The organism is Candidatus Eisenbacteria bacterium, from assembly GCA_005893275.1.
Classification (GTDB): Bacteria; Eisenbacteria; RBG-16-71-46; order SZUA-252; family SZUA-252; genus WS-7.
The window spans coordinates 18,584-42,888 of record VBOW01000035.1 but is presented as its reverse complement, the minus strand read 5'-3'; the positions used below and the strand labels follow the sequence as shown (position 1 = coordinate 42,888).

Genomic DNA, 24,305 nt, shown 5'->3' with positions numbered 1-24,305 from the left:
CGGAACCGAACTGCGGGCTATAAGGCGCGTCCGGGAGACGGCAAGAGCCGGTCATTGGTGGATCGCATCGGCGCTCGTCGATCGAAGTTCCGGCCTCGCGGGTTGGTCCACCTTCGCCTTGGCTTCCACGTACTTCATGCGGACCGACAGCGAAACGACCGCCACCGTCACCCCGAACAGGCACACGATCGTGGCACCCATCGGCCAGTCCTTGAGGTAGGAAAACACTGCGCCCAGAACGGAGGCCCCGAATGCGATGATCCAGGCCCAATACATCCGGGCGCGGCCTCTCCGGGCGAGCAGGGTCGAGCACACGATCGGTACGATCAGGTAGGAAAACACGGCCAGCACGCCCGAGACCTTCACCGAACTCGTGACCACGAGGCCGAACGCCGCGTAGAACAAAAAATCCCACTTCTTGACCGACAGTCCCATGGCCTTGGCGCGCGCGGGATCTTCGGAGCAGACCCGAAGCTTCCTGCGGGCGAAGTAGAGGAAGGCGCCGACGACCGTGTAGATCGCCAGCATGATCACAATGTCACGCCAAGTGACCCAACCGAGCGCCTCCCCGCTCAGTGTCCCCTGCACGTGCTCCGCTCCGTGCGGGGCGTTCGTCAGCATCAGCAACGTGGCGGCGGTCGCCACCGCGAACGAGATCCCAATGAAGGCTTCCTGCAGCACCGAGTGGCTCCGGTCCCAGAGGAAGCTGAACAAGGCGGCGCCCAGCAACGTGAATCCGAAGGCCCAGTAATACATGCTGGGATCATGCGGCTCGGCCCCTAGCAGGTACGCGACGCTCTGGCCCAGCGCCGCGATCTGCGCGAGTGCGAGATCTACGAAGATCACGCCCCGGGCGAGCACGTGCCGGCCCAGCGTCGGGAGAATCAGGGCCAACAGAAGACAGGCCAACAGCGGCAGCGTCATCACGGTAAGGAAGCTCACTGGGCACCTCCCGACTTTCCGGACAGCGCCCCCGCCACCGACGAGACCAGGACGTCGAACTTGGAGAAGACGTCGTCCGTCCCGGGCAGGCCGCCGGCCTCGGTGGCGATCTCGACCGCGACCCCGCCGGCCTTGCTCGCCAACTGTCGGCTGGCTGCAGCGCTGTAGTAGGGCTGGTACGCCACAACCTTGACGCCGGCCTTCTTCATGGCATCCGCAAGCTCGGCGATATGCCGGGGCGTGGGTGGGATGCCGGGTTTTGGCTCGACGTTGCCGAACAGCTTGAGTCCGAAGCGATTGGCGAAGTACGCGAAATTCGTGTGGTAGGTCACGATCGACGCCCCCTTGTAGGGCGCCATCTGTTTTTCCCACTTGGCCAGGGACGTCTCCATCCTTTCGTCGAATGCCTTGGCGTTCGCGGCATAGTCGGCCGCGTTCGCCGGGTCGAGCCGGGAGAAGACCTCGGCGAGCTTGTCGGCCACGACCTCGAGGCTCTTCGGGTCGACGTAGTAATGCGGATTGCCGAGCGGGTGGATGTCCCCCTCGGCGCGGCTGACCGTTCCCACGGGCTTCTCGAGCACGTCGATGCCTTCGGAAGCATCCACGAAACCGCTCGTCCCCGGCTGGATCTTGGAATTGCGACTTCCAGGAAGCACGAGCGGCAACCAGCCGGCGTCAAGTTCCAGGCCCACCGACACGAAGACGTTGGCGTGCTGAATCGCCTTCATGAGACTGGGCTTGGCCGGGACGAAGTGCGGGTCTTCGTAGCCTCGGCAGAGGCTCTGAGCCGACACGTGCTTCCCGCCGACAAATCGGGCGACGGAAGCCAGGTCGGTCAATGAGGTGGCGACCTTCAGATCGGCATAGGCTGGCGCGGTCGCCAACAGCCCTGGTATCAATACCAACATCCATCGAATCAGCGCCTTCATAGAATCCTCCATAGAATCCTGTGCTTCCTAGGCTCGCGCGTTCTGCGGCTCGTCGATGCTTTCAGTACGCGTGGGCCGGGTGGTAACCGATCGTATAGCTCATTTGAACCATGAAGCGGTCGTCCGTCGGATTGATCCCAGCTCCGTTGTCCGCCTTGGCGTGGCTGTATTCGAATCGAACGAACGAGAACTCCGAGGGCATCCACTGGATGTTGGCGTTGCCCCGCGTCACCTTGCCTGGAATCGGATCTCCCGCGGTGTCGACGAGAAAGTCCGTGAAGCTCTGGCGGGCCTGCTCGCCGCGGATGCCTGCCCACCAGACTTGCGAAAGACGATACTGGAACGACGCATACCCGCCGTGCTGTTCCCTGCGGTAGGTCCCCCCGGCCCTCGAACCCTTCTGGATGTATTCGCCCTGCAGAATCCATCCGCGCCGGTTCGAATTCTTCGGCGGCACGTTCCGGATGGTCACGTCCGCCCCTAGGGCGGAGTGGATGAACCCGTCGCTCCCGCGGCCCTGCATGAAGGACTGTCCGACCTCCAGCGTCGTAGCGTCGTTCAGGTCGAACTGGTTCTTGAAATGGTCCAGAAACGGGACATTGTCGTGCCGGGTGGACCCTAAATCGAGTGGATGGTCGCCATCGGCGCCGATTCCTTCGTAGAAGCCTCCTGTCAACTCGGCGAACCAGGGCAGCGGGGTGAGCCACGCGGCTTCCAGACCGGCGTCCTTGAATCCTTCTTCGCCGATGGTGTTGGGCATGATGACCGGGGCCTGGATGAACGGAAACGCGTGCGTGTGGAGCAGCCCGTGCTTCCCGAACATGCCGCGGATCTTTCCCAGCTTGAGTTGAATCGCGGGGATGCTGGTGGTGCGGACCCAGACCTCCTCCGGGTCCACCGATCCGCCGTCGAGGAAGACGATGTTGCTCACGAGCGTCCAGTACGGATCCACGACGGAGATGAGGCTGATCTCCGCTTCGTCGAAATGGAGACCATAGGGCTGATCCAGGTTGTGTGCAGCCTGCCCGGAGAAGAGGGCGTTCATTCCGATGGACGGGTTGGCCAGGTTCGAGAACATCGACCGCGTCTGGGCGGTCGCGAATGTCGGCGCGCAAATCAGCGCGGCGACGAGACATGAAAACATGCGAAGGCTCATGCGCACGGAACCTCCCGGGAGTGGTTGGAACGGAGCAACCTCACCGCGGGCGGAATTCCACCAGACGGTGTGGTTCGAATGGGCGCACAGCTCGGATGGGCGCGAATACCTGCGCGCGGGGCTATGCGCCGGACTGCGGAGATTTAGACTAGGGGTGGAGCGCGGCTCCGAGTGGTGCGGTGAGACTGGGACTCCCAGCCCTGATCTGCGGTAATCGCGAGGACGTATTCAGTGTTCGCGGGGGCCGTCTGGTGATCGACGCTCGAGGCGACCGTCGCGGGCGTGTGGGAAATCGTGCAGAGTGCGCAGTTGTCGGTCTGGAGGCGGTGGTGCTGGTGCTCCGCGGCGAGGAAGAGGGTGCTCAAGAGGTAGAGCACGAGCAACCCGCGGAACCAGGTGTCGAAGCGACGGATGTGGCTCAGAGTATTCAGGATGTTCCCCTGCGTTGGATCGACGGCCGACTCAAACCGAGCTTCCTTCGCGAAGCCTTGTCTTGTCAACCCCATAGTCCGATCGTAAGTTCCGAGGCCCTGGCCCCCGACGGTGAATCCCTGGCCCCCTCACCCCTTCCGCGCCGCCCAGATCATCCCGAGACCCCAGACGATCAGGAGCACCGGCCAATAGCGCAAGATATTTCCGTGCAGATAGCCGAACTCTTTCAGAAGCAGCATGGCTCCGACCACGATCAGGATCAGTGGAAACGCGAGGCTCGACTTGCCGGCTCCGGCCATGTACGACTCCTTCCCCCCGGGTACGCTCGATTGTGATGTGAAGGAGATCCCCCTCCACGAAAATCTTCACCAGACGACCTCGCCCCTCGGCTGCGTACACGCGTCCCTTGCCGCGCCCCCGCGCGCGCTCCACGAAATCCGGGGGAAGCGCCTTCATGATCAGCGTGGAGCGAGCCACGACCTGCACGGGTACATCCGGTGGTATCTCGATGCGGGCGCTCGAGAGAAACCCCCCGATGCGAATCTCATCCGGCCGCCCGGCGTCCCCGAGGTCCAACCGGAGCGACGAGAAGGCCGCGTGGAATCGACACCGCACGGGCATGAGACGGGTGAGATCCGCGCGCATCGACGAGAATCGTCCGCGCCAATCGAATAACACAGGAATCGCCTCCGGTACTTGGAGGTCCACCCCGGCGCCCAGGGGCGCAAGGCCGAGGCCGTCCAGGCGCCGCGGCCATTCGAAAACCCCCGTTTTTCCCGAGGCGAAGAATCGGTAGCCGCCGGCCGAGTCCCCCGCAAAGTTCCGGACATGAATCGCGAGGGTACGCGATTTGGCCGGAGCGCCCTCGACGCCGAAGCTCCCCGCGAAGGTGCGCACGCGCACGGTGAGCGATCCCACCTTCGACGTTCCGAGATCGATCGCGGCCGCGCCATGGGAAACCTTGCCCTCCTTGTGGCGGTGGGCGATCCACAAGGCACCGAACGCGATGCCCCCCAGGATCAGGATCGAGGCCAGGCATCCCAGGAGCGGGTTCTTGAGCGCGCCCGCCAGGAACGCGAGACCGAACGCGATGAGAAGGACCGGCCAGAACCGCAGAAGAAAGGCGAGGGTGTCGGTCGGGACGAACCCCAGCCGGATCGCGAGAAGAAGCGCGCCGGCGGCGAGGAGAAGTGTGCCGAAGGCCACCTTCCCGAAATTCATTCGAGAAGCGGTACCACGGGATCAGGTGCGGCGCAAGGGCCGTTCCACACGCCCATCTTTGCTGTTGAAATTGCGAGCGTCACAGAGGATTCTACGCGCTCCGGATAAGGCACTAACTGGGGTTCTATCTCACAAGCGAATCACGACGGAACCGCCACGGGGCTTCGATTCTGGAGGCCGCGGGGCATACAAGGGATCGGCGTACAGTTGAAATTCGGGGCAATGCAGGCTGTGACGGTGGTGGTCTCGGTTGCGATCCTGACGGGGCGTACGGCTCCTGTGCAGGGCGCGAGCGCCGAGGAAACGGATAGGCTCCAGTTTCACGGCTACGGGGAGATCCACTACAACAACCCGAAGATCGACGCCATGTCGCCGGCTGCCGGGAACGGGCTCGATTTTCACCGCTTCGTCCTCGGCTGGGAGTACGAGTTCTCGGCCAAGATGCGCGTGGAAGGAGAGCTCGACTACGAGCACGCGGCCCGCGAGATCGAGCTGGAGGAAGCATTCCTCGAGTGCGACCTATCGCCGACCCTCGCGGTCCGGGTTGGAAGCCTCCTCATGCCGGTCGGGCCGCTGAACGAATCCCACGAGCCCCCGCTCTACTACAGCGTGGAGCGTCCCTACGTGGAGCGCTTCATCATCCCGACCACCTGGCAGGAGAACGGCACCGGCTTCGCCGGACAGGCGTGGTCAGGGAAAGCGAGCTACCGGGCGTACGTCACGGCGGGTCTGGATGCCACGAGGATCACCTCGATCGGCGGATTGCACGACGTGAGCTCCAAGGGGTCCGAATCCAAGGCGGATGACCTGGCCGGCGTCGGCCGCCTCGAGATCGCGCCGGCCCGCGGGTTCATGCTCGCCGGCTCGGCGTACTACGGCGGCGCGGACCAGCGAACGCCGGGACTGGGGAAGGTGACCGTGGAGCTCCTGGGCGCGGACGCGCGGTATCGTCGCGCCGGATTCGATCTTCGCGGCAACTACGCGCGGGTCACGCTGGATGGCGCGGACAGGGTGAGCGCCTTTGTCAGCGAGACGATCGGGTCGGCGATGCAGGGCTGGTACGTCGAGGCGGCCTATGACGTGCTGCGCCGAGACCGCACCGAAGGAAGACGGTCGCTCGTTCTCTTCGGTCGCCATGAAGATCTCGACACGAACGAGGAGATCCCGGCGGGATTCATCCGTGATCCCGCCGCCGGGCGGACCGTCTCGACCGCCGGCGCCTCCTATTACCCGATGGAGAAGGTCGCGTTCAAGGGTGATATCGAGCATTGGAAAGACGGCACCGGCGCGAAGGTCGATCGCGTGAATCTCGGCGCCGCGTTCATGTTCTAGCGAGGGGCCCCCGATGATCCGCGCTCGCTTCCGCAGCTCGATTCTGATCGGCGCCATCGCGGCGCTCGTCTTCACGGCGCACGCCTCCGCGGGGGGTTCACGCGCCACCGAACCACCGGTCCCTTTCGCGCGCATCTATCTGGCGCTTCGGGGCTGCACCTCGTGCTCTCACTGCCGGGCCACGATCCGGCAAATGGCGCGCGCCGGCTCCGGCGGAGGAGAAGCGCGTGTTTCGACCGAAGCGGTGGAAGTGCGCTACCCCAAACCGCGTCCTGTCCCGCTCCGCGACGTGATCCGGCGCCTCGCGGAAAACCGGCTCCATGATCTGACCTTGGTCGACGTCCTCTTCGAGGCCGAAGGGACGATCGCGAGAACCTCTGCTGGATCCACCACGTTCACCCTCCGGGATACGGGACAGAGCTTCCCCTTGGACATGACGCCCTCCCTTGCCCGCCCCGACCGTGGGACGCCGGTACGGTTGATCGCGATCGTGGAGGGCTGGCGTGGCAAGGGCGCCCTTACGCTGGTCGCCCGCGAAGCGCGCGGCATCACGTAGATAGAGCCCGGCCTACTTAGCCGTTGACAATCCCGCGCGGCCTCCCGAGAATTGCCGCCCATTCAAAGACTTACACGGAGGTGGCATGGGTGAGCTGGAGGGGAAGTCCGCGCTCGTCACCGGGGGCACGCGCGGGATCGGTCGCGCCATTGCCCTTGCCCTCGCCGATATGGGCGCCGACGTCGCGATCAACTTCTTCCGCAGCCGGGAATCGGCGAAGGCGACGGCCGAGGAGATCGAGAAGCGGGGGGTCCGGGCGCTCGCCGTGCGCGCGAACGTCGGGAACGAAGAACAGATCCCCAAGATGTTCGCGGAGCTGAAGAGCGGCTTCGGCAAGGTGGACATCCTGGTCTCGAATGCGGCGCTCGGGCATTTCGGAAACGTGCTCGACGTGAACGACAAGATGTGGGATGTCGCGATGAGCACGAACGCGAAGGCGCTGCTCTTCTGCGCCCAGGAAGCCGTGAAGATGATGCCCGATGGCGGCCGGATCGTGGCGCTTACCTCTCTCGGCTCGCACCGCTACATCCCCGGATACGCGGCGATCGGGGTATCGAAAGCCGCGATCGAGACCCTGGTGCGTTATCTCGCGTACGAGCTGGGGTCGCGGAATATCAACGTGAACGCGGTTTCGGGAGGATTCATCGACACCGATTCCCTGAAAATCTTTCCCTCGTACGACGAGATCATTCGGGAGTCGACCCGGCGCACGCCTTCGGGACGCGTGGGAACGCCGGAGGAAGTCGCGAACGTGGCCGCGTTTCTTTGCACCGCCCGCGCTTCGTGGGTGACGGGGCAGGTGATCATCGTGGACGGGGGCTATACGCTGGGCTAGCGTCGGAGCCCGGCCCCGCCGGCACGCGGTCCGGCCCTACCGCCGAGGAGACCACCCGCCGACCAGCCGCGCGCTGCCCAGAAATCGCGCCAGGTTCCCGTCGAAGAGCAGGACCCCCACGATTCCCAAATTCACGATCGAGGCGATGATCACGGTTCGGATAATCGGGATGTCGCCTCCAAACTCCGGGGGCCTTGTGATGAGGTAGGCCAACACGGAAAGCTCGTTCACGAGCGCGAACGCGATTCCCCATCCCCGGGCGGCGCCGCGCCCGAGCCAGAGCGCGGTCATGACGTAGAAGCTTCCCGCCGCCATCACCGCCGCGAAGAGCGCGCTCTGGATCGCGAGGTGGAGCATATAGCCGTCGAGTTTTCCCTGGGACGTTTGCTGGACGATGTAGAAGACGCCGCCGATCACGCCCCGGAACACCTCCTCAAAACCTTTGACCGCCCAGAGCGCCACGAGGACGTAGATCTGAATCGGCCGATTTACGGTGCCCCGCTGCTCCGCTAGGCTGTGCGGGCTCATTCGTCGGCGCCGTCCGGTCGCTTACTTCGAGTCCACGGCATGGTTTGCATCATACCATCATGTTGAGCGCCCTCCGCCGGGGAGCCCTCGTGCTGGCTCTCGTCTGCGCGGCCGTTCTTCCCCTCGTGGCGCTCAACGTGACCCACGTCGGCTCGTTCCACCTCAAGCGCTTCCGGGAGCCGACATGGGCTCTCTTCGGTGCCCTCGCCCTGTTCGCGCTCCTTCGACGGGATCGCGCGGCGTTCGTCCAGGCGTGGGCCGCCCGGCTCCGGGCGCTCCTCGAGCACCCGCGCTTCTTTCCGTGGTTGTCGGCGACGATGCTCGCCCTCTACGTGCTCGCGGCATGGACCCAGCACCTGTCGTTCCATACCTATTCGCACGATTTCTCGATGATCGACGAAGCCCTCGTCCCGCACGCGCACAAGCCGCTCCTCTACTCGCCGGTCCTGGGGCGGAGCTTCCTGAGCGAGCATTTCTCTCCGATTCTGGCCTTGCTCGTTCCGGTCCACGCGGCGGTTCGATCCCCCTACCTCCTCGTCGTGCTCCAGCCGGTCGCGCTCTGGGGGAGCGGCGTCCTCCTGCGGTCGATTCTGGCCCGGGCGGGTGTCGCCCCGGCGACCTCGAACCTTGCGTGCCTCGTCTATTTCAACCACCCGGTCCAAATCGCAACGCTTCTGTACGTGTTCCACATGGAGTGCCTTCTGCCCCTCTTCGTGTTCTCGATGGTCCTGAGCTACCAGCGAGGGGCCATGGGGAGATATGTCGTCGCGGCGGCGCTAGCGCTCGCGGTCAAAGAGGATGCGGGGCTTTACGTCGCGGGCTTTGGGCTCTTTGCGGCGATCGCGGGCAAACGGCGGGTGGTGGGCATCTCGACGGCGGCGGCGGGGCTGGCGTGGACGGCCTTCGCGCTCCGGGTCGCGATGCCGGCGTTCGGGGGCGAGCCCGGGTACTCGTTTCTCTCGCGCTGGAACGAATGGGGCCACGGGTGGGGCCCCATCGCCTGGGGGTTCGCAACCCACCCGATTCAGCTCACGCAGAGGCTTCTGGCGTGGCCCTATCTTAAGTTTTTCACGAGCCTTCTCTTCGCTCCATTCTTCACCGGCGCCGGGTGGCTCCTTTTCCTGATCCCGTGGGTCGTACCGGCGACGAGCGGTTCCGCGCAGCAGGCGGCGCTCGGTCTCTACTACGGGATCCCGCTCCTCGCGTTCTCCGCCGTCGCTGGCGCGTTCGGACTGGCCTCGCCCGCCTTTCGCCGGCTCGTCGCCCCGCGCTTCGCGGTTGGGGCCGCATGCGTCGCCGTCGTGTTGAACGTCGCGCACCTGAGCTACCCCGAGATACCACGCGAGCGGCCGCGCTTCCTTCTTGAGCTCCGGATGATTCCAGATACGGCGTCGGTCCAGGCGATGGCCTGTTTTTACCCGGTTCTGGGATACGACCGCGAAAAGTCCCTGATTCGAAACGGCGCGGAGCTGACCTCCGACTATGCCGTCTTGCGCACCGACGGGACCGCGTGGCCGCTCCCGCCGGGGGAGCCGCAACGGATCGTCGACCGTGCGCTCGCCTCAGAACGCTACGTCAACCGGTCTTCGGTGAAAAACTTCTACATCCTCCGGCGCGTCAAACCGGCGCCGCCGCGGTGATCGTGGGCTTGTTCCTAACGGGAAAGTTGACCGAGTTCGCGATGAAACAGATCGCGTGCGCCCGCTCGTGGAGCGCACGGGCCTTTTCGGGGTCCGACCCGGGCGCGAGCGTCACCTTCGGATGGAGCGTCACCTCGGTGAAGCGCACGACGCCGTCCACCTTGTCCATCGTGCCCTCGGTCTCGTCCTCGTAGGAGACGACGTGGACGCCCGCCCGAGCGCAGAGAGCCAGGTAGCTCAGGCAATGGCACGCCGAAAGGGCGGCCACGAGGAGGTCCTCTGGGTCGTGGAGCGTCGCGTCCCCGCGAAAGGCCGCGGCTGCCGAGCCGCGAAGCGAAGGCTTCCCTGGGATGTCGATTCGATATTCACGGGAATAGCCTTCGTAGCTCGTGGTGGGTCCCTGGGCGGCGCCGGCCCACACCAGGCGGCATAGGAATCGATGCCGGTCCGTCTGCGTCGCGCTCATCTTGCGCTCCTCCTCGTGGTCGGGGTTCACGCCGTGGCGGTTTCTCCCGCCGAGTACTCGTAATTCAAGTCCATCGCGCGATCGATCCTCCGCCTCAAATCCCAATACCCCGCCGCCGCGACGAGAGCCAGGCACCCGATCGGCGTCCAGAGCAGCATCGATCGTCCGGAAGCCAAGTCGAGCAGAACACCGCCGATCAGGGGACCGATCGACCACCCGAAGGAATTGAACAAGCCGTACACACCCATGTACCGCCCTCGGAGGGAGACGGTCGAGAAATTGGCAACCAGGTTCATCGAAGCCGGGGTCGTGACGATTTCACCGGTCGTTACGACGAACATGGCGATGCTCAGAAGAGGCAGCCCTCGGCCGAGCCCCATCATCGCGTAGCCCAGCGCGTAAAGAATACTCCCGGCGACGAGCGCGGTGGTCATCCGATACGGGGTGAGAACGCGCACGATCGGAAATTGCAAGAACACAACCATGAGGCCGTTCAAGGTGTAGAGAGCGCCCAGCTCCACCTTCGAGATCCCCGCCCATTGCACCGAATAGACCGACAGGGTCGAGATGAGCTGGGACATCACGGTGAAGAGGAGGAGCGAGACGACGCAGTACCGCACGAAGGTCGCGTCCCGGAGCGCATGTCCCAGCTGCTCGAGGCCGAACCGGGCGAGCGGAGCCGTTCCGGGCGAAGAGGGAAGGATGGTCGCCGCCTCCTGCGCCTCGAGCGAGTGCGTGAGGCGGTGCGGGGATGTCTCCTCGACTTTGACCGCCATGAATACCCCCGACGCGAGGAGCACCAACGCAGCGATCATGAAGAGCGTCGGGTAGGAGAGCGCGGCGAGAAAGCCGCCGATCGCGGGGCCGAGCGCCCAGCCGAGGTTTCCCCCGATGCGAAGAATCGCGTAGTACTCGCTGCGCGCGCTTCCCGCCGCGATGTCCGCGACCATCGCGCCGGAAGGGGGCTCGAAGGCGCGGCCGGCCAGGGCGCTCACCGCGGTGAGCAGACCGAACCAGATGATCGGCGCGTGCACGAGCACCGCGGCGCCGAGCGCGACGAAGGCGCCGGCGCGGACGATCTGGGTTCCGACGATCACCACCTTCCGCCCCAGCCTGTCTGTCAGTTCCCCTCCGACGACCTGCCCCAGGGCGCCCGCGAGCGCCGCAAAAAAGAAGATCGCGCCGACGGCGCTCATCGGGACGTGCCGCTCGCCGTGCAGGTAAAGGCTCAGGAACGGGATGACGATCGCGAACCCGGTCGACGCAAGAACGCGGCCGAGGAATAGGTGCAGGAGACGGCGGTCCCTTTGGAAGAGGGCGCGGCGGGGAAAGACGCTGTCGAGCCATCGGAGCATGTCTGGTAGATTTCATGCGGCCCGGGTGATCATTCGATGACGCAGGGCGCGAGCGCAGGATACGCGGACGGGGAGATCGTTTCCACCTCGGAGGATCGATCGATGATCGGTGAATTTAGAGCATTCCTGCTGGCGCGAAGCGGCGCTCGTCAGGGAAAAGCCGACGGCAGGCTCCTAGGGATGGCGAAGACGCATGACATCCGGATGGACGACCTGGCCCCGAGGCGTGCGGCCGAGCGGCCGGACGCGCTACCGCACCATCGCGGTCGGGAGAAGCTGCTGCCGCTCGGCGACGCGATCGAGCGCTTCGTCCGGCCCGGCGCCTCGATCGTGCTCGGCACGTGCCTCGAGCAAATGATTCCGTTCGCGGCCACCCACGAGATCATCCGCCGCAAGATCGGGGACCTTTCCCTGATCGGCCCCGTTTCGGACATCTGCTTCGACCAACTCATCGGCGCGGGGCTCGCGCGGCGCGTGGTGGCCGCCTGGGTGGGAAACGTGATGATGGGCTCGGCGTACTGCTTCCGGCGGGCGGTGGAACACGGCGAGCCGCGGCCGCTCGAAGTGGTCGAGTTCTCGAATTTCACCCTGGCGCTTGCCCTCCACGCGGCCGCGATCGGGGCGCCGTTCCTCCCGACGCGCTCGGCGCTGGGGACGGACCTGATCGCGCGGAATCCCTATCTCCAGCCGGTCGCGAGCCCGCTCGGAGGCGAGCCGGTCCTCGCCGTACGGCCGCTCGTTCCCGACACGGCAATCGTGCACGTGCAACGCGCGGATGCGCACGGAAACGGGATCATGTGGGGGAGCCTCGGGATCACGCCCGACGCGGTTCGGGCGGCCCGGGCGGTGATCCTGACCGCCGAGGAGATCGTTACGCCGGAGCAAATCCGGCGCGATCCGAATCGGGTGGTGATTCCGGGCCTCACGGTTTCCGCGGTATGCGAAGCGCGCTGGGGCGCGCACCCTTCTCCCGTGCAGGGCTATTACCGGCGGGATCACGAGGCCTATTCGGAGTACCACCGCGCGACCAAGAGTGCGGAGGGATACGGGCGCTGGCGGGCGGATTGGGTCGAAGGGGTGGAAAGCCTCGGCGGGTACCTGGCGCGTCTCGGAAACGAGCGCGTCGCGGCGCTCATTCCTCTCGACCACCACTTCCCGGAACCGGTGGATTATGGCTACTAACGCGGCCGAGCGGACCGGGTCTCAGGTCCACCCCGTCGTTCGCATGCTTCCCCGCGATCTGACGCCCCTTCAGGCGCTCACCGCGGTCGAGCGAGAGCCCTACACGGTGCTCTTCGAGTCGCTCGGAACGGTGGATGAGGGCGCGCGCTGGACGATCCTCGCGTTCGAGCCGGCCTGGCGCCTCGAGTTGCGCGGCGGCACGCTATGGAAGCTGGCCGGCGGCGGAGCGGTCGCTCAACCGGGGAGGGGGATGGAGGCGCTGGCTCGGATGTGGCCCGCGCGGTCCGTTCATGACGGCGAGGCCCCGTCGATGTCGGCGGGCCCGGGGGGCGCGAACAACCTGCCGTTCGTATCCGGTCTCGCCGGATATCTCTCCTATGATTTGAAAGACGAGCTCGAGCGGTATCCCGGTAAGGCGCGTCGCGAGTCCTCGCTTCCGGATCTTTCGCTCGGATTCTACGATGTCGCGTGGGCGTGGGACCGAGGCAGCGGGCGCGGCTGGGTCGTCTCCACCGGGCTCTCCGAGCCCGACCCGCGCTCGCGTGAAGCGTGCGCGGAGGCGCGGTTGACGCGTCAATGGGAGCGGATCGTCGGAGCATCTTCCGCGGCCGGCGGAGCCGCGCCCCCCGCCCGCGCGGCGCAGGCGCCGCCGGTCGGCGCCGCGGTCCCGGTCCGGGTGGAGTCCAACTTCACGCGAGACGGCTACTGCCGAGTCGTCGAGCGGGCGCTCGAGCATATCGCGGCGGGGGATGTCTACCAGGTAAACCTCGCGCAGCGCTTCCAGCTCACGTCGGCGCCGGACCCGGCCCTTCTCTTCCGCTCGCTGCGCGAGGAATCGCCCGCCCCATTCTCCGCGTTTCTCACGATGCCGGGCGCGGCGATCGCCTCTTCCTCTCCCGAACGGTTTTTCCGGATCGAGGGGAACCGGATCGAGACCTGGCCGATCAAGGGGACCCGGCCGCGCGGCTCGACGCCTCGTGAGGATGCCGCGCTTGCCTCGGCGCTCCAGGCAAGCGCCAAGGACCGCGCCGAAAATGTGATGATCGTGGATCTCGAGCGGAACGACCTGGGCAGGATCTGCGAAATCGGGAGCGTCCAGGTTTCCTCCCTCTGCGAGGTCGCGAGCTATGCCGACGTGCATCACCTGGTCTCGAGGGTGGAGGGCACGTTGCGCGAAGACGCGGGCCCGGTCGACGTGATCCGCGCCATGTTCCCGGGCGGGTCGATCACGGGCGCTCCCAAGATACGCGCGGTCGAAATCATCGACATCCTCGAGCCGACGCGGCGGGGGCTCTACACCGGCGCGATCGGCTATTGGGACGTAGGCGGCGCCTGCGACTTCAGTATCGCGATCCGGACGATCGTGGTCGAAGCGGGGACGGCGTCGTTTCACGCGGGGGGCGGCATCGTCGCCGACTCGACGCCGGAGGGGGAATACGAGGAAACGCTGGTCAAAGCGCGCGGGATGATGCGGTCGCTGGGGGTGCGCTGGGAGGCCTAGTGGCCGCCTGCCGCGTGGCCGCGGCGGCTCACCCGTCTTCCCATTTCGGCTGGCGTCGCTCCAGGAATGCCCGGATGCCCTCCTCCGCGTCGTGCGTGCGCATGAGCTCGTCCAGGTACAACCGCTCGATCGCTTCGAGCGCCGCCCCGAAAGCGGCGTCTTCCGAGACCCGAAGGGCGCGCTTGGCAACACGCAGGGCGGCGCCGCTTTTCTCCGTGAATCGCGCCACGAACCGATCGAGCGTCTCCTCGAGCTTTCCGCGGGCCGCGAGCGCATTGACGAGCCCCATCTGGGTCGCCTCCGCCGCCGTGATCGGCTCGCCGCTCAGGACCAGCTCGTAGGCCTTCTGAGGCGCGATGTGCCTCGGGAGGACCGCGGCCGCGACCGGGGGAAAACATCCGAGCCAGATCTCCGGGACACCGAAGGTCGCTCCCTCTTCCGCGACGATCATGTCGCATGCGAGCGCCAGCTCGAAACCGCCGCCCAATGCCATCCCTCGAACGGCCGCGATCGTGACGCATTCGAGACGCCTTACTTTTCGGATCAGGCCATGGAACTGCTCGAGCATCGCGGGGGCCTTCTCCCGCGTATGGTCCGCGATATCCACCCCCGCGGAAAAGGCCTTGTCCCCCCCGGCGCCGAGGATGCACACCACGGCACGGTCGCGCTCGACGCGGCTCAGAGCGGCCGAGTATTCACGGATCGTTGCGAGATCCAGGATGTGAAGCGGCGGGCGGTCGAGCGTGACGCGGCCCACACGGTCTTCCAAGATGTAGCTGACGACTTCGCGCTCGGCCATGCTCCTACCGTAGCACACGATAGAATCCGAGCCTACTGCGGCCGGGAGGCTCCGGACGGATCTCCGGGCGCGAGCGTGCGACCGGGGTCAGCGATCGCCGGCAACCGCGCTCATCGAAGCACCGAAATCTTGATCGTTTCCTCGTGCCCGCCGCTCGCCGATTTCAAGAAATAGATCCCGGAGGCGACGCGACGACCGCCGTCGTCCTTGCCGTTCCACCCGGCGCTTTGGAAGCCGGACGGGTACCCGCCGCGCACGATCGTGCGCACCAAGCGGCCGCGGACGTCGTACAAGGCCACTACGGCTGGCGCGGATGTGCCCCCGGGCCCGCCGGAGGACGCGAAGGAAATCGTCAGATTCCCGCCGCGGTACGGCAGCGGTCCCACAGCGAGCGGTTTTTGGGGCAGGAAGTCGGCTTCTCCCAGGAGTAGGTCATCCCCCAGGCCGTTCACCGCGGTCAGCCGGTACCGGGTGGACGGACCGGCCCCGGGATCGCGGTAGGAGAGCTCGCGCGTGAGCGCGAGGACCGAGGCGAAGCCGCCCGGGCCCACCGACTTCTCGAGCCGGTACCCCGCGAGATCGATGATATCCGGGTTGGTTCTCCACGTGACGAGCGCGCCCGCCTCGAACGGCACGGGGTCCGCGCGGAAGGTCACGAGATCCACGCCCGCCCTGATCTGAAACAAGGATTCGGAGAACGAAGCGGAGTATGGGAGCGAGCGTTGGACCCGGATGCGGCATTGCGTCGACGGAGACCGTGGCACGAGCAGCGTATAGGCGCCTCCGCTGATCCCGGGCGCGATCGTCTGGAAGGAGGCCCCACCGTCGGTCGAGATCGAGAGGTCCGCGAGTCCGGTTCCATCCCAGCGCACGACCCGATTCGCTCCCACGGGCCATACCACCGCGGTCGCCGGAGTGGAAAGCTCGATCGCGCCCGAGGCGTAGCGCAGATCGCTTGAGAGAACGTGCAGGAAGGCGATCCGTGGACTTCCGTCCGCGTCCAAGACGAGGGAGCTCAGCCTCCCTCCGCCCGCGGTCGGGTCGATGGTCTCCGTGATCCAGGCCCCCGCGGACCGGGACGCATAGCGGAGCCGCGCGGCGGCGGCGTCATAGTAGGCGATCTGCGGCTGGCCGCTGCCGTCGAGAGCAATGGACGTGGATCCATCGACGTGCCCTCCGAAGTCCACCGTCTCGATCGTCCACGGGCCCCCCGCTTTGGTGGCGTATTTCAAATATCCGTTCGCGACGTCGATGTAGCTCACGTGCGGATTTCGGTCGGCGTCCAGCACGAGCGAGGAATAGGCTCCGACGTTCCCGGCCGCATCGACCGTCTCGATCACCCACGTCCCGCTCGTCTTGGAGGCGAATTTCAGGTCCTGATGGGCGGCGTCGTAGTAGCTGATGTACGGATATCCGATACTGTCGAGCGCGAGCGAGTTCATGAGGCCGACATCGGTTCCGGCGTCGACGTCCTCCGTGGCCCATGAATCGCCGAATTGCGCGGCGAGGACAAGCCGGGCCGGCGAGCTTTCGTAATAGGCGATCCGCGGCCTTGCATACGAGTCGAGCGCCAGCGAGCAATGTTCGCCCACGGCGGTCAGCGTTCGCACGCCCTCGCTCGACCACGCGCCTTCCAACCGGACCGCATATCTGAGCTGCCGCACTGCGTTGTCGAAGTACGCGATCGAGGGAACCCCGAAGGCGTTGATCGCGAGAGGCGTGGCCGTGATCGATCCGCCGGTGACGTCCACGGTTTCGAGATTCCAGACCCCGGCGACGCGCGATGCGAACCGGACCGCGCGTGCCGACTGATCCCAGTATGCGATTCGCGGGGTTCCCGCCGCGGTCAGGCGGAGCGAGGGATTGAATCCCGTGGAACCCAAAGCGTCGACGGTCTTCACCCACCAAGGCGAGGTGATGCCGGGTGCGATCGTGAGGAATCCCGGGCTTGCCGACGAGGACCGGGGCGAGCTCCTGACAATCCTCACCCGGCCCTGGGTCGTCGTCCACGATGGCACCGGGACAGAGACCTCGTGCTCCGCCACGGGGGAAGGCAGGGCCGGGGTGTAGCTCACGCCGCCGTCCTGAGAGAGCTGAACTTCGACCGGTCCGATCCCGGTCCAGACCACCCGCTGGGTGCTCCCGGAGGGCCAGCGCTCGCCCCCTTTGGGTGCGAGGAGGCGAACCGCCGAATCGGCGAACTTGAGGTCGCCTTTCTCGTTGTCGTAGTAGCTGATCTTCGGGTTGTCCTCGCGGTCGAGCTTGAGGGATGTGTAGAAGGAGGCCTGCGTCACCTGGTCCACCGTCTCGATATTCCAGCCGAACCCCGCGCGCGCCGCGTAGAGAAGCGTCTTGTGTGCGAGATCGATGTAGCTGATTCGCGGGCTCGTTCCCCCGGCGAGCTGAATCGAGGTGTAATAGCCTACCGAACCGCTCCCATCCACCGTGTCGATGAACCATCCAGCGCCATTTTCCGTGGCGTATTTGAGGTTTTGGCTCCCGAGGTCGGCGTAGCTGATATGGGCCCGGCCGGACGATTCGAGCGCGAGGGAGGAGTACGCCCCGATCGTGGCGCCTGGGTCCACGGTCTGGATGGTCCACGTACCCTCCGCCTTGTGCGCGTACTTGAGCCCTCCGCTCCCGATGTCCGAGTAGCTGACGCTCGGGTCGCCGAGGGCGTCGAGCGCCAGCGAGGTGTAAAACCCCACGTCGCCGACTGAATCCACCGTCTCGATGGTCCACACGCCGCCCGCCATCGCCGCGTATTTCAAGTCCCCGTGCGTCTTGTCGTAGTACGTGATCCTTGGATTCCCGCCGGAATCCAGCGCGATCGAGCTGTAATGCCCCACGCTTCCGGCCGAATCGACGACCTGGGTGATCCAGGATCCGGACACCTTCGTGGCATAGCGCAGGTCCTCATGGTCGAGATCGAAGTAGCTGATATGGGGGACGTCGGCTCCGTCGAGAGCGAGCGACGTGTAGTAGCCCAGGTTGCCGGAGGAGTCGGCTGTTTCGACCGCCCACGTGGTGTCGTGCTGAGACGCGTACAAGAGGCGGCCCGCGCCGGCGTAGGCGATATGCGCATCCTGGCGCGAATCGAGCGCCAGGGAGTTGTGGTTGCCACGGATCCCGAGCGAGTCGACGGTTTGGGTCACGAACGGCACGGCGAGCGCTTGCGGGGCGAGGAGCACGCCGAGCAGGGGAACCAAGGCTCGGTAGGATCGAACGCGCGGGCGCAAGCTTCCTCCGACGTGGGCCTGGCTGACGGAAGGGGATGCCGGGAGTCTAAACCCGGCGGGCCAACAAAAAAAGCGCCGGGTCCGTCGGGACCCGGCGCCGAACCCAGCTTCGAAGCCGATTAGATGCCCACGTCGATCACCAGCACCAGGGCCCCATTGGCCACGCTGAAATCATAGGACGCCCCCGCGGGCCCGACCACGTACAAGGTGAATTGCCCGTCTCCCTTCGCCTCGCCCAGGAGCGCGGCTTTGCCTGCCGTCGAGAAGAGCAACGCCGATTGATTCCAGTCGATCACTTTGGTCGCCGAGGGCGCGACCTGGAACGGCCCCCATACCTTGATCCGGGTGGGATCGGCCATGAGCGCCGCTTCGGTCGCGTGGTTCGAAGGGGTCGTGGTCATCCAGACATCGACGTTCACCGCGCTCGCGGAGTTGTTGGTGAACTTTCCCAAGACCGCGAGGTCGGAGAGATCCTTGAGCTTATCCTTGTTGTCCTTGTACTCCTTCTCGGAATTGAGATCGATCGTGGTTCCATCGATTCCGGTCGTGCTGCTCGCGGTGAAGTTGGGTAGATCGAAGGTAACCTGAATCTGACCCGAGGTGAGAATGCATCCCCCGGTCGTCAGCCCCAGCCCGAGGGCCAGGATCATCCATCCATAGCGTCTCATGGGTGCCCTTTCAGGGTTTGAGGCTGTAGGTCAAGCCGAGGGTCGCGTTCGTGAATTTACGCGACGTATCGCCGGTTGCCACCATCGCGAACTCCCCACGAGCCTGGACGGAAATCTTGGCCGCCGGCGAAAGCCCGAGCCCGAGGCCGAAGTTGTAGCCGGTCTTGTTGATTTCCTCCCCGGTGCGCTCTAGCTTGGTCTTGCCGAGTCCGATGTAGGGGAAGAAGTGGAATCCGCTCCCGTCCGGCCTGCCGAGAATCGCGTTCAGCCCGAACGACTTTCCGTCGAACCCCTCGCGCGTATAGGTGATCCCGCCGATCGTCTCGTCGCGATCCTTATACGAGGACTTCGCGTAATAAGGCTCGAAGGTGATCACGGGGATGGCGCGCACCGGCACGCGGATCCCGAACTGGGAGCCGGTTGCGCCGAACGCGTCTCCGGGGCTGAACGAGCTGGTCGATACATCCTGTAAGACGGGGATGGTCAGGCCGCCGAAGACGCCGATGCTGACGCCGACGGGTCCAGCCTGGGCCGCCCCACCCGCCACGACCAGGCCGAGCAGAGTTAACGCGAAGATTCGTTTCATGATTTCCCCCTGTGGTGGCGATGGAGAGGCGACGGACTCTAGCACCGGCGCGGGCGAGGCGCAATCGTCAACGATGGAGCGGGGCCCCGGAGGTAACATGTCAACCGCGCCCGCCGGTCCAGAAGCCATCCGGGTCGATTCGACGGAGCGATCCGATTTCCCCCTCGGAGAATGGACGCGTCATGCCGAGCGGCTGAGCGATCCGCGGCGACCAGCTCATGTCCACGAGGACGTGATCCACCGTGACGCCCGGAAAGATCTCGTACAGGTACGCCTCGGCGATGGCGCGATCGAAGCGGAATACCGCGTGCGTCGTGACGATCGCTGTGGGACCGCCGGGCGGCAGGCCGGCTCCCTCGCGGAAGCCCGGTCCGTCCCCATATCCGGGGCTGGTGCGAAAACGCACCCGCTCCACCAATCTGCGTTTCTCGTGCGGGATGAGAATCACCGTCCGGCGAGCGAGCGAGGCGATGTCCGCGGCGCCGCCGCTCCCCGGGAGGCGAGTCAAGTGCCCTGATGGGTCCTCGACTTCCGTTGAATTGACGTTGCCGAATCGATCCACCTCCGCCCCGCCGAGCAGCCCCAGATCGACGCGCCCCGCCTGCATCATGCCCATGACGTCGAGCGTTGTGGAGGCCGAAGTCGCGTTCAGGATGTTCGGCGGATCGCCCATCGTGAACAGGAGCTCGCGGGCGGCTTCCTCCCGGATGAGGCCGTTTTCATAGAGCGCGACGGCATGGGGGGCGTGGGTGTCTTTCGCGACCAGGTACGCAAGAAGGGGGAGCCGCGTTCCCACGAACACGGTCTCCCCCTCCTGGATCTCGCGCGCCGCACGGAGGACCATCCGCTCGCGCGGCGCAAGGCTACGCATTCACCATCCGGGACGCGTGACCGCGCGCGGCCCGGCTACTTGCCGCTGAACTTGGGCGGGCGCTTCTCCACGTAGGCGTTCAGCCCCTCGCGCGCGTCCTCGCTCGTGAAGAGCTGCTGCTGAAGCTCGCGCTCGATCGCGAGCGCTTCGCTGAACGCCACCTCGAGCCCCGACTGCACGGAGCGCTTGATCCGGCCGACGGCCCTCGCGGCTTTGCCGGGCGGGACGAACTGGCGCGCGTATTCCATGACCTTCGCATCGAAGTCTTCCGCCTCGTACACGTGGTTCACGAGCCCGTAGCGCTCCCCGTCCTCGAAGGAGAACGTGGATCCGGTCGCCATCAGCTCGATCGCCCGCGATTTGCCGACCAGGCGCCCCATCCGCTGCGTTCCGCCGGTGCCGGGAAGCACCCCCAGCGTCACCTCGGGAAGGCCGATCTTTCCGGCGTTCCGCTTCGCGATTCGGATATCGGCCGCCATGGCGATCTCGAGACCGCCCCCCACGCAATGCCCGTTGATGGCGGCGATGACGAGCTTCGGCGTTTGCTCGAGGCGGTTCAGCGTTTCGTTGGCGTGGAGGCAGAAGAAATACTTGAACGTTGGATCCGCGGTCTGAAGCATTTTGATGTTCGCGCCCGCGCAGAAGAACTTGTCGCCCGCGCCGCGGATCAGGATCACGTGGACGCCGGGATCGAAGCGCGCCTTCAAGATCGCGTCGTCCAGGTCGCGCATCATCTCGTAGGTGTACGTGTTCGCGGGCGGGTCGTTCAGCTCGAAAATCGCGATGCCGTTTTCGACGCGGTAGAGAACCCGCGTCCCCGCGGCCGGAAGAGTCTGCGTCTCGGGTGTCACGGGTGGACCCTCCTTCTTCGGGATGGGATTCAAGCTCCTCGTGGCCTCCGCGGTCTACGCCGCCTCAGCGGCCTTCGTAGCGCGGCTCGCGTTTCGCGAGAAATGCGGCGAAGCCCTCACGAGCGTCCTTCGAGCTCCAGCAGCGCTCTTGGGCTTCAATCTCCCGTTCGAGCGCCTGCTCGAGAGTATAGCCGAGCGAGGCCCTGACCGAGCGCTTGATTTCGGCCAGTGCTCCGGTGACCACGATCGCCCGCACGCCGGAGTCACGGCCGGTGTTCTCGAACGCCTCGCGCCGCTCGACGAGCACGTCGACCATCGGGTCAGCCCAGGTCCACCCAGACGCTCTTGGTCTGGGTGTAGAAGTCGAGCCCCTGCATGCCGGACTCGCGGCCGAACCCGGATCCCTTGGTGCCGCCGTACGGAGAGGCCGCGTCGTAGAGGTTGTAGGTATTGATCCACACGGTTCCCGTTTGGAGCAGCCGGGCGGCGTGGTGCGCCTTCTTGATATCGCGCGTCCAGACGGCGGCGCTCAGGCCGTAGAAGGAATCGTTCGCCTCCTCGAGCGCCCGGTCGAAATCATCGAAGGCGATCACGGAGAGCACGGGTCCGAAGATCTCCTCGCGCGCGATCGTCATGCTGTTCGTGACGTTGTCGAAGATGGTCGGTTTCCAGAAGTATCCGCGGCCGTTTCCGACGCGCGCCGGCTCGCCCCCCAGGACAAGCTTCGCGCCCTCCTTCTTGCCGATGTCGACGTACCGGGCGATCTTCTCGATCTGGGCCTCCGAGGTCTGGGCGCCGAGCCGGGTCTTGGGATCGAACGGATCTCCCTGGGGAAACTTCTGCGCGCGGTCGATCACCTTTTCGAGCATCGCGTCATGGATCCCTTTCTCCACGAAGAGCCGCGACCCCGCCGTGCAAACCTCGCCCTTGTTGTAGAAGATGGCGAAGATCGATCCGCGGGCCGCCGACTCGAGATCCGCGTCCGCGAACACGATGTTGGGGGATTTCCCACCCAGCTCGAGCGAGATCTTCTTCAGAGTGCGCGCGGCGTTCTGCATGATGAGCTGGCCCGTTGTCGTCTCGCCCGTGAAGGCGATCCCCTGGACGCCCGGGTGCGCGACGAGCGCGGCCCCCGCCGTCGGCCCGAGCCCCGGCACGACGTTGAGCACGCCGGGCGGGATTCCCGCTTCCAACGCAAGCTCGCCCAGCCGGAGCGCGGAAAGAGGCGTCTCCTCGGCCGGTTTTAAGATTGCGGCGTTTCCCGCGGCGAGCGCGGGAGCCACCTTGCGCGCCGCGAGGAGCAGCGGGAAATTCCACGGAACGATGAGCCCCACGACGCCCAGCGGCTCGAGGAGGGTGTAGTTCAGGTAAGGCCCGCTGACCGGGATCGTCCGCCCTTCGAGCTTGGTCGCGGCGCCAGCGTAGTAGTGGAACGTGTCCGCGCTGAGCGGCACGTCGATTTTCGAGGACTCCCAGATCGCCTTCCCGGTATCGAGCGTCTCGAGCTGGGCTACTTCGGCGGCTTTCTCGTTCACAAGATCGCCCAGCTTCCAGAGGAGCCGCCCCCGCTCCGAGGCGGACATTTTTCCCCATGGCCCGTCGAGCGCCCGCCGCGCGGCTTGAACCGCGAGATCCACATCGGGCGCGTCCCCTTCCGCGACTTCGAGGAGCGTGTCCCCGGTGGCCGGGTTCAGCGTGCGGAAGCGCTTGCCCGACTGCGCTTCGCGCCAGTCGCCGCCGATCAGCATGCGGCCGCCGGAAGCGAGGGCGGGTTTGGGCAGGGTTTCGGTCGGGTTCATGCGCGCCATCCTCTAGCTCGGGTAATCGTAGACGCCGCGTCCGACCTTGCGGCCGAGGCGGCCCGCTTTCACATACTGGATGAGGAGCGGGGAAGGCCGGAACCGGTCGCCCAGCGTTCGATGCAGATACTCCAGGATGCTGAGGCGCGTGTCCAGGCCGACCAGGTCGACCAGCTCGAAGGGTCCCATGGGGTGGTTGAGCCCGAGCTTCAGGGCCTTGTCGATGTCGCGGGCCGAAGCGACCCCCGACTCGAGCATCGCGAAGGCTTCGTTCCCGATCAGGACGTTGATCCGGCTCGTCACGAATCCAGGAGACTCGCGCACGACCACCGTTTCCTTGCCCATCGCCCGCGCGGCCCCCTCGGCGAGGGCGAGCGTCTCCGCGCTCGTCTCCAGGCCCCGCACCAGCTCGACGAGCCGCATTCGATGGACAGGGTTGAAAAAGTGCATGCCGACGAATCGGGCCGGGCGGTCCGATGTCGCCGCAAGCTCCGTGATGCTGAGCGAGGAGGTGTTCGTTGCGATGACGCTCTCGGGCTTGAGGCGCGGCGCGACGCTCTTGTACACCTCCGCCTTGATCGCCAACGACTCGGGTACGGCCTCGATCAGGAGGTCAGCCCCTCCGACGGCGTCGTAGGAGCTGCCCCACGCAAGCCGCTCCCGCGTGGCGCGGGCCGCATCTTCGTCCAGCTCCCCCTTCTCACGCGAGCGCTCGAGGATCCTGTCGAGGTCCGCGCGCGCCGACTGGGTCGCCGCGTCGCTCGGCTCGATCACGCTCGTCTTGAGACCCGCGCGAGCCGAGGCAAGGGCGATACCCCTCCCCATGACTCCCGCGCCGACCACGACAACGCTTCGAATCGATCCTTCCGCCATGCGCGCCCCCGACGAATCCCGAGATGGATTCGAATCCGGTACCAATGGTATATGATGAGGGCACGATGCGCTGTACCCTTGCGATGCTCCTGGCCACGATCATGGTGGCCGCCCATGCCCCCGACCTTCTCAAGAGCGGCTCCGCGCGATCGGCGCCAACCCGTTCCGGAGGGACCTGCTGCGGCGCCAGGGCCTGCTGCATGCATGTCCGTGCGTGCCAGCCGCAGGAGGCATGCGCCGCGGCCGCAGCTTCGACTCGATCCGCGGTGGCTAGCGGCCAGAGGAGCCAACCGCAACTCTGCGTCGGCGCCTGCGCCGACGAGAGCCCCCGCATGACCCCAGGCGCACCGGACCCGGGCATGCTCGAGCCTTCGTTCGCCTTGCCTGCCGATTTCGCGCCCGGCGCTCCGTCCCGGCTCCCCTTGAACGACCCTTCGACCCGTACGCCGAAGCCCACCGATCCTCCTCCGCGCGCCTAGCGCGGCAACGCTTCCCAAACGACCATCGAATCACGGCGCTCCGTTCGGAGCGCGAATCATACGAT

General features: G+C 65.9%; 23 protein-coding genes. 6 read left to right on the top strand and 17 right to left on the bottom strand.

Annotation, left to right across the window (positions count from 1 at the left end; translation table 11 throughout):
• Positions 1-51: 51 nt before the first annotated feature.
• From E6K76_07900 to E6K76_07880, 5 genes are all read right to left on the bottom strand, one after another.
• Positions 52-942: a metal ABC transporter permease gene (locus tag E6K76_07900; protein TMQ58422.1), complete on the bottom strand. Its 891-nt coding sequence runs from the start codon at positions 940-942 to the stop codon at positions 52-54.
• A complete protein-coding gene (locus E6K76_07895; GenBank protein TMQ58421.1) occupies positions 939-1,883 on the bottom strand; it encodes a zinc ABC transporter substrate-binding protein in 945 nt (314 codons plus the stop codon). The genes E6K76_07900 and E6K76_07895 overlap by 4 nt, the downstream gene beginning before the upstream one ends.
• A gap of 49 nt (positions 1,884-1,932) precedes the next feature.
• The gene (locus E6K76_07890; protein TMQ58420.1) at positions 1,933-3,027 is read right to left on the bottom strand and encodes a hypothetical protein; all 1,095 of its coding nucleotides are present in this window, start codon (positions 3,025-3,027) and stop codon (positions 1,933-1,935) included.
• A 143-nt stretch (positions 3,028-3,170) separates the two neighbouring features.
• Positions 3,171-3,527: a hypothetical protein gene (locus tag E6K76_07885; protein TMQ58419.1), complete on the bottom strand. Its 357-nt coding sequence runs from the start codon at positions 3,525-3,527 to the stop codon at positions 3,171-3,173.
• Positions 3,490-4,680, bottom strand: coding sequence for a hypothetical protein (locus E6K76_07880; GenBank protein TMQ58418.1), 1,191 nt, complete (start codon positions 4,678-4,680; stop codon positions 3,490-3,492). The genes E6K76_07885 and E6K76_07880 overlap by 38 nt, the downstream gene beginning before the upstream one ends.
• 207 nt (positions 4,681-4,887) lie before the next feature.
• On the opposite strand from E6K76_07880, the gene E6K76_07875 reads away from it, so the two are divergent.
• The 3 genes from E6K76_07875 to E6K76_07865 all read left to right on the top strand — a co-directional run bounded on the left by E6K76_07875 (position 4,888) and on the right by E6K76_07865 (position 7,403).
• Positions 4,888-6,012, top strand: a complete 1,125-nt coding sequence (locus E6K76_07875; GenBank protein ID TMQ58417.1) for a hypothetical protein — start codon at positions 4,888-4,890, stop codon at positions 6,010-6,012.
• Positions 6,013-6,025: 13 nt separating this feature from the next.
• Complete coding sequence (locus E6K76_07870; GenBank protein ID TMQ58416.1) at positions 6,026-6,568, top strand: hypothetical protein; 543 nt, start codon at positions 6,026-6,028, stop codon at positions 6,566-6,568.
• A gap of 85 nt (positions 6,569-6,653) precedes the next feature.
• Complete coding sequence (locus tag E6K76_07865) at positions 6,654-7,403, top strand: SDR family oxidoreductase (GenBank protein ID TMQ58415.1); 750 nt, start codon at positions 6,654-6,656, stop codon at positions 7,401-7,403.
• A 36-nt stretch (positions 7,404-7,439) separates the two neighbouring features.
• Here E6K76_07865 and E6K76_07860 read toward each other — a convergent pair whose 3' ends face one another.
• Positions 7,440-7,931 carry a hypothetical protein gene (locus tag E6K76_07860; protein TMQ58414.1) on the bottom strand — a complete coding sequence of 164 codons (492 nt, stop codon included), beginning with the start codon at positions 7,929-7,931 and terminating at the stop codon, positions 7,440-7,442.
• 44 nt (positions 7,932-7,975) lie between these two features.
• On the opposite strand from E6K76_07860, the gene E6K76_07855 reads away from it, so the two are divergent.
• Entirely contained in the window at positions 7,976-9,571 is a 1,596-nt protein-coding gene (locus E6K76_07855) for a DUF2079 domain-containing protein (GenBank protein ID TMQ58413.1), read from the top strand.
• Here E6K76_07855 and E6K76_07850 read toward each other — a convergent pair.
• Together E6K76_07850 and E6K76_07845 are read right to left on the bottom strand one after the other, a co-directional pair.
• Positions 9,549-10,037, bottom strand: coding sequence for an OsmC family peroxiredoxin (locus tag E6K76_07850; GenBank protein TMQ58452.1), 489 nt, complete (start codon positions 10,035-10,037; stop codon positions 9,549-9,551). The two genes, E6K76_07855 and E6K76_07850, sit on opposite strands and share 23 nt — an antisense overlap.
• Positions 10,038-10,063: 26 nt before the next feature.
• Positions 10,064-11,392, bottom strand: coding sequence for an MFS transporter (locus tag E6K76_07845; GenBank protein TMQ58412.1), 1,329 nt, complete (start codon positions 11,390-11,392; stop codon positions 10,064-10,066).
• 204 nt (positions 11,393-11,596) lie between these two features.
• On the opposite strand from E6K76_07845, the gene E6K76_07840 reads away from it, so the two are divergent.
• Together E6K76_07840 and pabB are read left to right on the top strand one after the other, a co-directional pair.
• Complete coding sequence (locus tag E6K76_07840; GenBank protein TMQ58451.1) at positions 11,597-12,574, top strand: CoA transferase subunit A; 978 nt, start codon at positions 11,597-11,599, stop codon at positions 12,572-12,574.
• The gene (pabB, locus tag E6K76_07835) at positions 12,564-14,075 is read left to right on the top strand and encodes an aminodeoxychorismate synthase component I (protein ID TMQ58411.1); all 1,512 of its coding nucleotides are present in this window, start codon (positions 12,564-12,566) and stop codon (positions 14,073-14,075) included. Before E6K76_07840 ends, pabB begins: the two co-directional genes overlap by 11 nt.
• Before the next feature lie 28 nt (positions 14,076-14,103).
• On the opposite strand, the gene E6K76_07830 is transcribed toward pabB, so the two are convergent.
• The 9 genes from E6K76_07830 to E6K76_07790 form a co-directional block, all read right to left on the bottom strand.
• Positions 14,104-14,892, bottom strand: a complete 789-nt coding sequence (locus E6K76_07830) for an enoyl-CoA hydratase (GenBank protein TMQ58410.1) — start codon at positions 14,890-14,892, stop codon at positions 14,104-14,106.
• A 92-nt stretch (positions 14,893-14,984) separates the two neighbouring features.
• Positions 14,985-18,113 (bottom strand): hypothetical protein, encoded by a 3,129-nt coding sequence (locus tag E6K76_07825; GenBank protein ID TMQ58409.1) that lies wholly within the window; start codon positions 18,111-18,113, stop codon positions 14,985-14,987.
• Between the two features lie 119 nt (positions 18,114-18,232).
• Entirely contained in the window at positions 18,233-18,781 is a 549-nt protein-coding gene (locus tag E6K76_07820) for a hypothetical protein (protein TMQ58408.1), read from the bottom strand.
• A 10-nt stretch (positions 18,782-18,791) separates the two neighbouring features.
• Complete coding sequence (locus E6K76_07815) at positions 18,792-19,367, bottom strand: porin family protein (protein TMQ58407.1); 576 nt, start codon at positions 19,365-19,367, stop codon at positions 18,792-18,794.
• 100 nt (positions 19,368-19,467) lie between these two features.
• A complete protein-coding gene (locus E6K76_07810; protein ID TMQ58406.1) occupies positions 19,468-20,238 on the bottom strand; it encodes a CoA-transferase in 771 nt (256 codons plus the stop codon).
• Positions 20,239-20,273: 35 nt separating this feature from the next.
• A complete protein-coding gene (locus E6K76_07805) occupies positions 20,274-21,089 on the bottom strand; it encodes an enoyl-CoA hydratase/isomerase family protein (GenBank protein ID TMQ58405.1) in 816 nt (271 codons plus the stop codon).
• Positions 21,090-21,153: 64 nt separating this feature from the next.
• Positions 21,154-21,405: a hypothetical protein gene (locus tag E6K76_07800; GenBank protein ID TMQ58404.1), complete on the bottom strand. Its 252-nt coding sequence runs from the start codon at positions 21,403-21,405 to the stop codon at positions 21,154-21,156.
• Between the two features lie 4 nt (positions 21,406-21,409).
• A complete protein-coding gene (locus E6K76_07795; GenBank protein TMQ58403.1) occupies positions 21,410-22,897 on the bottom strand; it encodes an aldehyde dehydrogenase family protein in 1,488 nt (495 codons plus the stop codon).
• Between the two features lie 3 nt (positions 22,898-22,900).
• Positions 22,901-23,761 (bottom strand): 3-hydroxyacyl-CoA dehydrogenase, encoded by an 861-nt coding sequence (locus E6K76_07790; GenBank protein TMQ58402.1) that lies wholly within the window; start codon positions 23,759-23,761, stop codon positions 22,901-22,903.
• Positions 23,762-24,305 lie beyond the last annotated feature (544 nt).

Bases quoted from the DNA above. Each gene is read 5' to 3' on its own strand.
- E6K76_07820 (TMQ58408.1), bottom strand. From the start codon at position 18,781: ATGAGACGCTATGGATGGATGATCCTGGCCCTCGGGCTGGGGCTGACG.
- E6K76_07845 (TMQ58412.1), bottom strand. From the start codon at position 11,392: ATGCTCCGATGGCTCGACAGCGTCTTTCCCCGCCGCGCCCTCTTCCAA.
- E6K76_07890 (TMQ58420.1), bottom strand. From the start codon at position 3,027: ATGAGCCTTCGCATGTTTTCATGTCTCGTCGCCGCGCTGATTTGCGCG.
- E6K76_07815 (TMQ58407.1), bottom strand. From the start codon at position 19,367: ATGAAACGAATCTTCGCGTTAACTCTGCTCGGCCTGGTCGTGGCGGGT.
- E6K76_07865 (TMQ58415.1), top strand. From the start codon at position 6,654: ATGGGTGAGCTGGAGGGGAAGTCCGCGCTCGTCACCGGGGGCACGCGC.
- pabB (TMQ58411.1), top strand. From the start codon at position 12,564: ATGGCTACTAACGCGGCCGAGCGGACCGGGTCTCAGGTCCACCCCGTC.
- E6K76_07870 (TMQ58416.1), top strand. From the start codon at position 6,026: ATGATCCGCGCTCGCTTCCGCAGCTCGATTCTGATCGGCGCCATCGCG.
- E6K76_07790 (TMQ58402.1), bottom strand. From the start codon at position 23,761: ATGGCGGAAGGATCGATTCGAAGCGTTGTCGTGGTCGGCGCGGGAGTC.
- E6K76_07840 (TMQ58451.1), top strand. From the start codon at position 11,597: ATGGACGACCTGGCCCCGAGGCGTGCGGCCGAGCGGCCGGACGCGCTA.
- E6K76_07795 (TMQ58403.1), bottom strand. From the start codon at position 22,897: ATGGCGCGCATGAACCCGACCGAAACCCTGCCCAAACCCGCCCTCGCT.
- E6K76_07800 (TMQ58404.1), bottom strand. From the start codon at position 21,405: ATGGTCGACGTGCTCGTCGAGCGGCGCGAGGCGTTCGAGAACACCGGC.
- E6K76_07810 (TMQ58406.1), bottom strand. From the start codon at position 20,238: ATGCGTAGCCTTGCGCCGCGCGAGCGGATGGTCCTCCGTGCGGCGCGC.
- E6K76_07860 (TMQ58414.1), bottom strand. From the start codon at position 7,931: ATGAGCCCGCACAGCCTAGCGGAGCAGCGGGGCACCGTAAATCGGCCG.
- E6K76_07895 (TMQ58421.1), bottom strand. From the start codon at position 1,883: ATGGAGGATTCTATGAAGGCGCTGATTCGATGGATGTTGGTATTGATA.
- E6K76_07850 (TMQ58452.1), bottom strand. From the start codon at position 10,037: ATGAGCGCGACGCAGACGGACCGGCATCGATTCCTATGCCGCCTGGTG.
- E6K76_07880 (TMQ58418.1), bottom strand. From the start codon at position 4,680: ATGAATTTCGGGAAGGTGGCCTTCGGCACACTTCTCCTCGCCGCCGGC.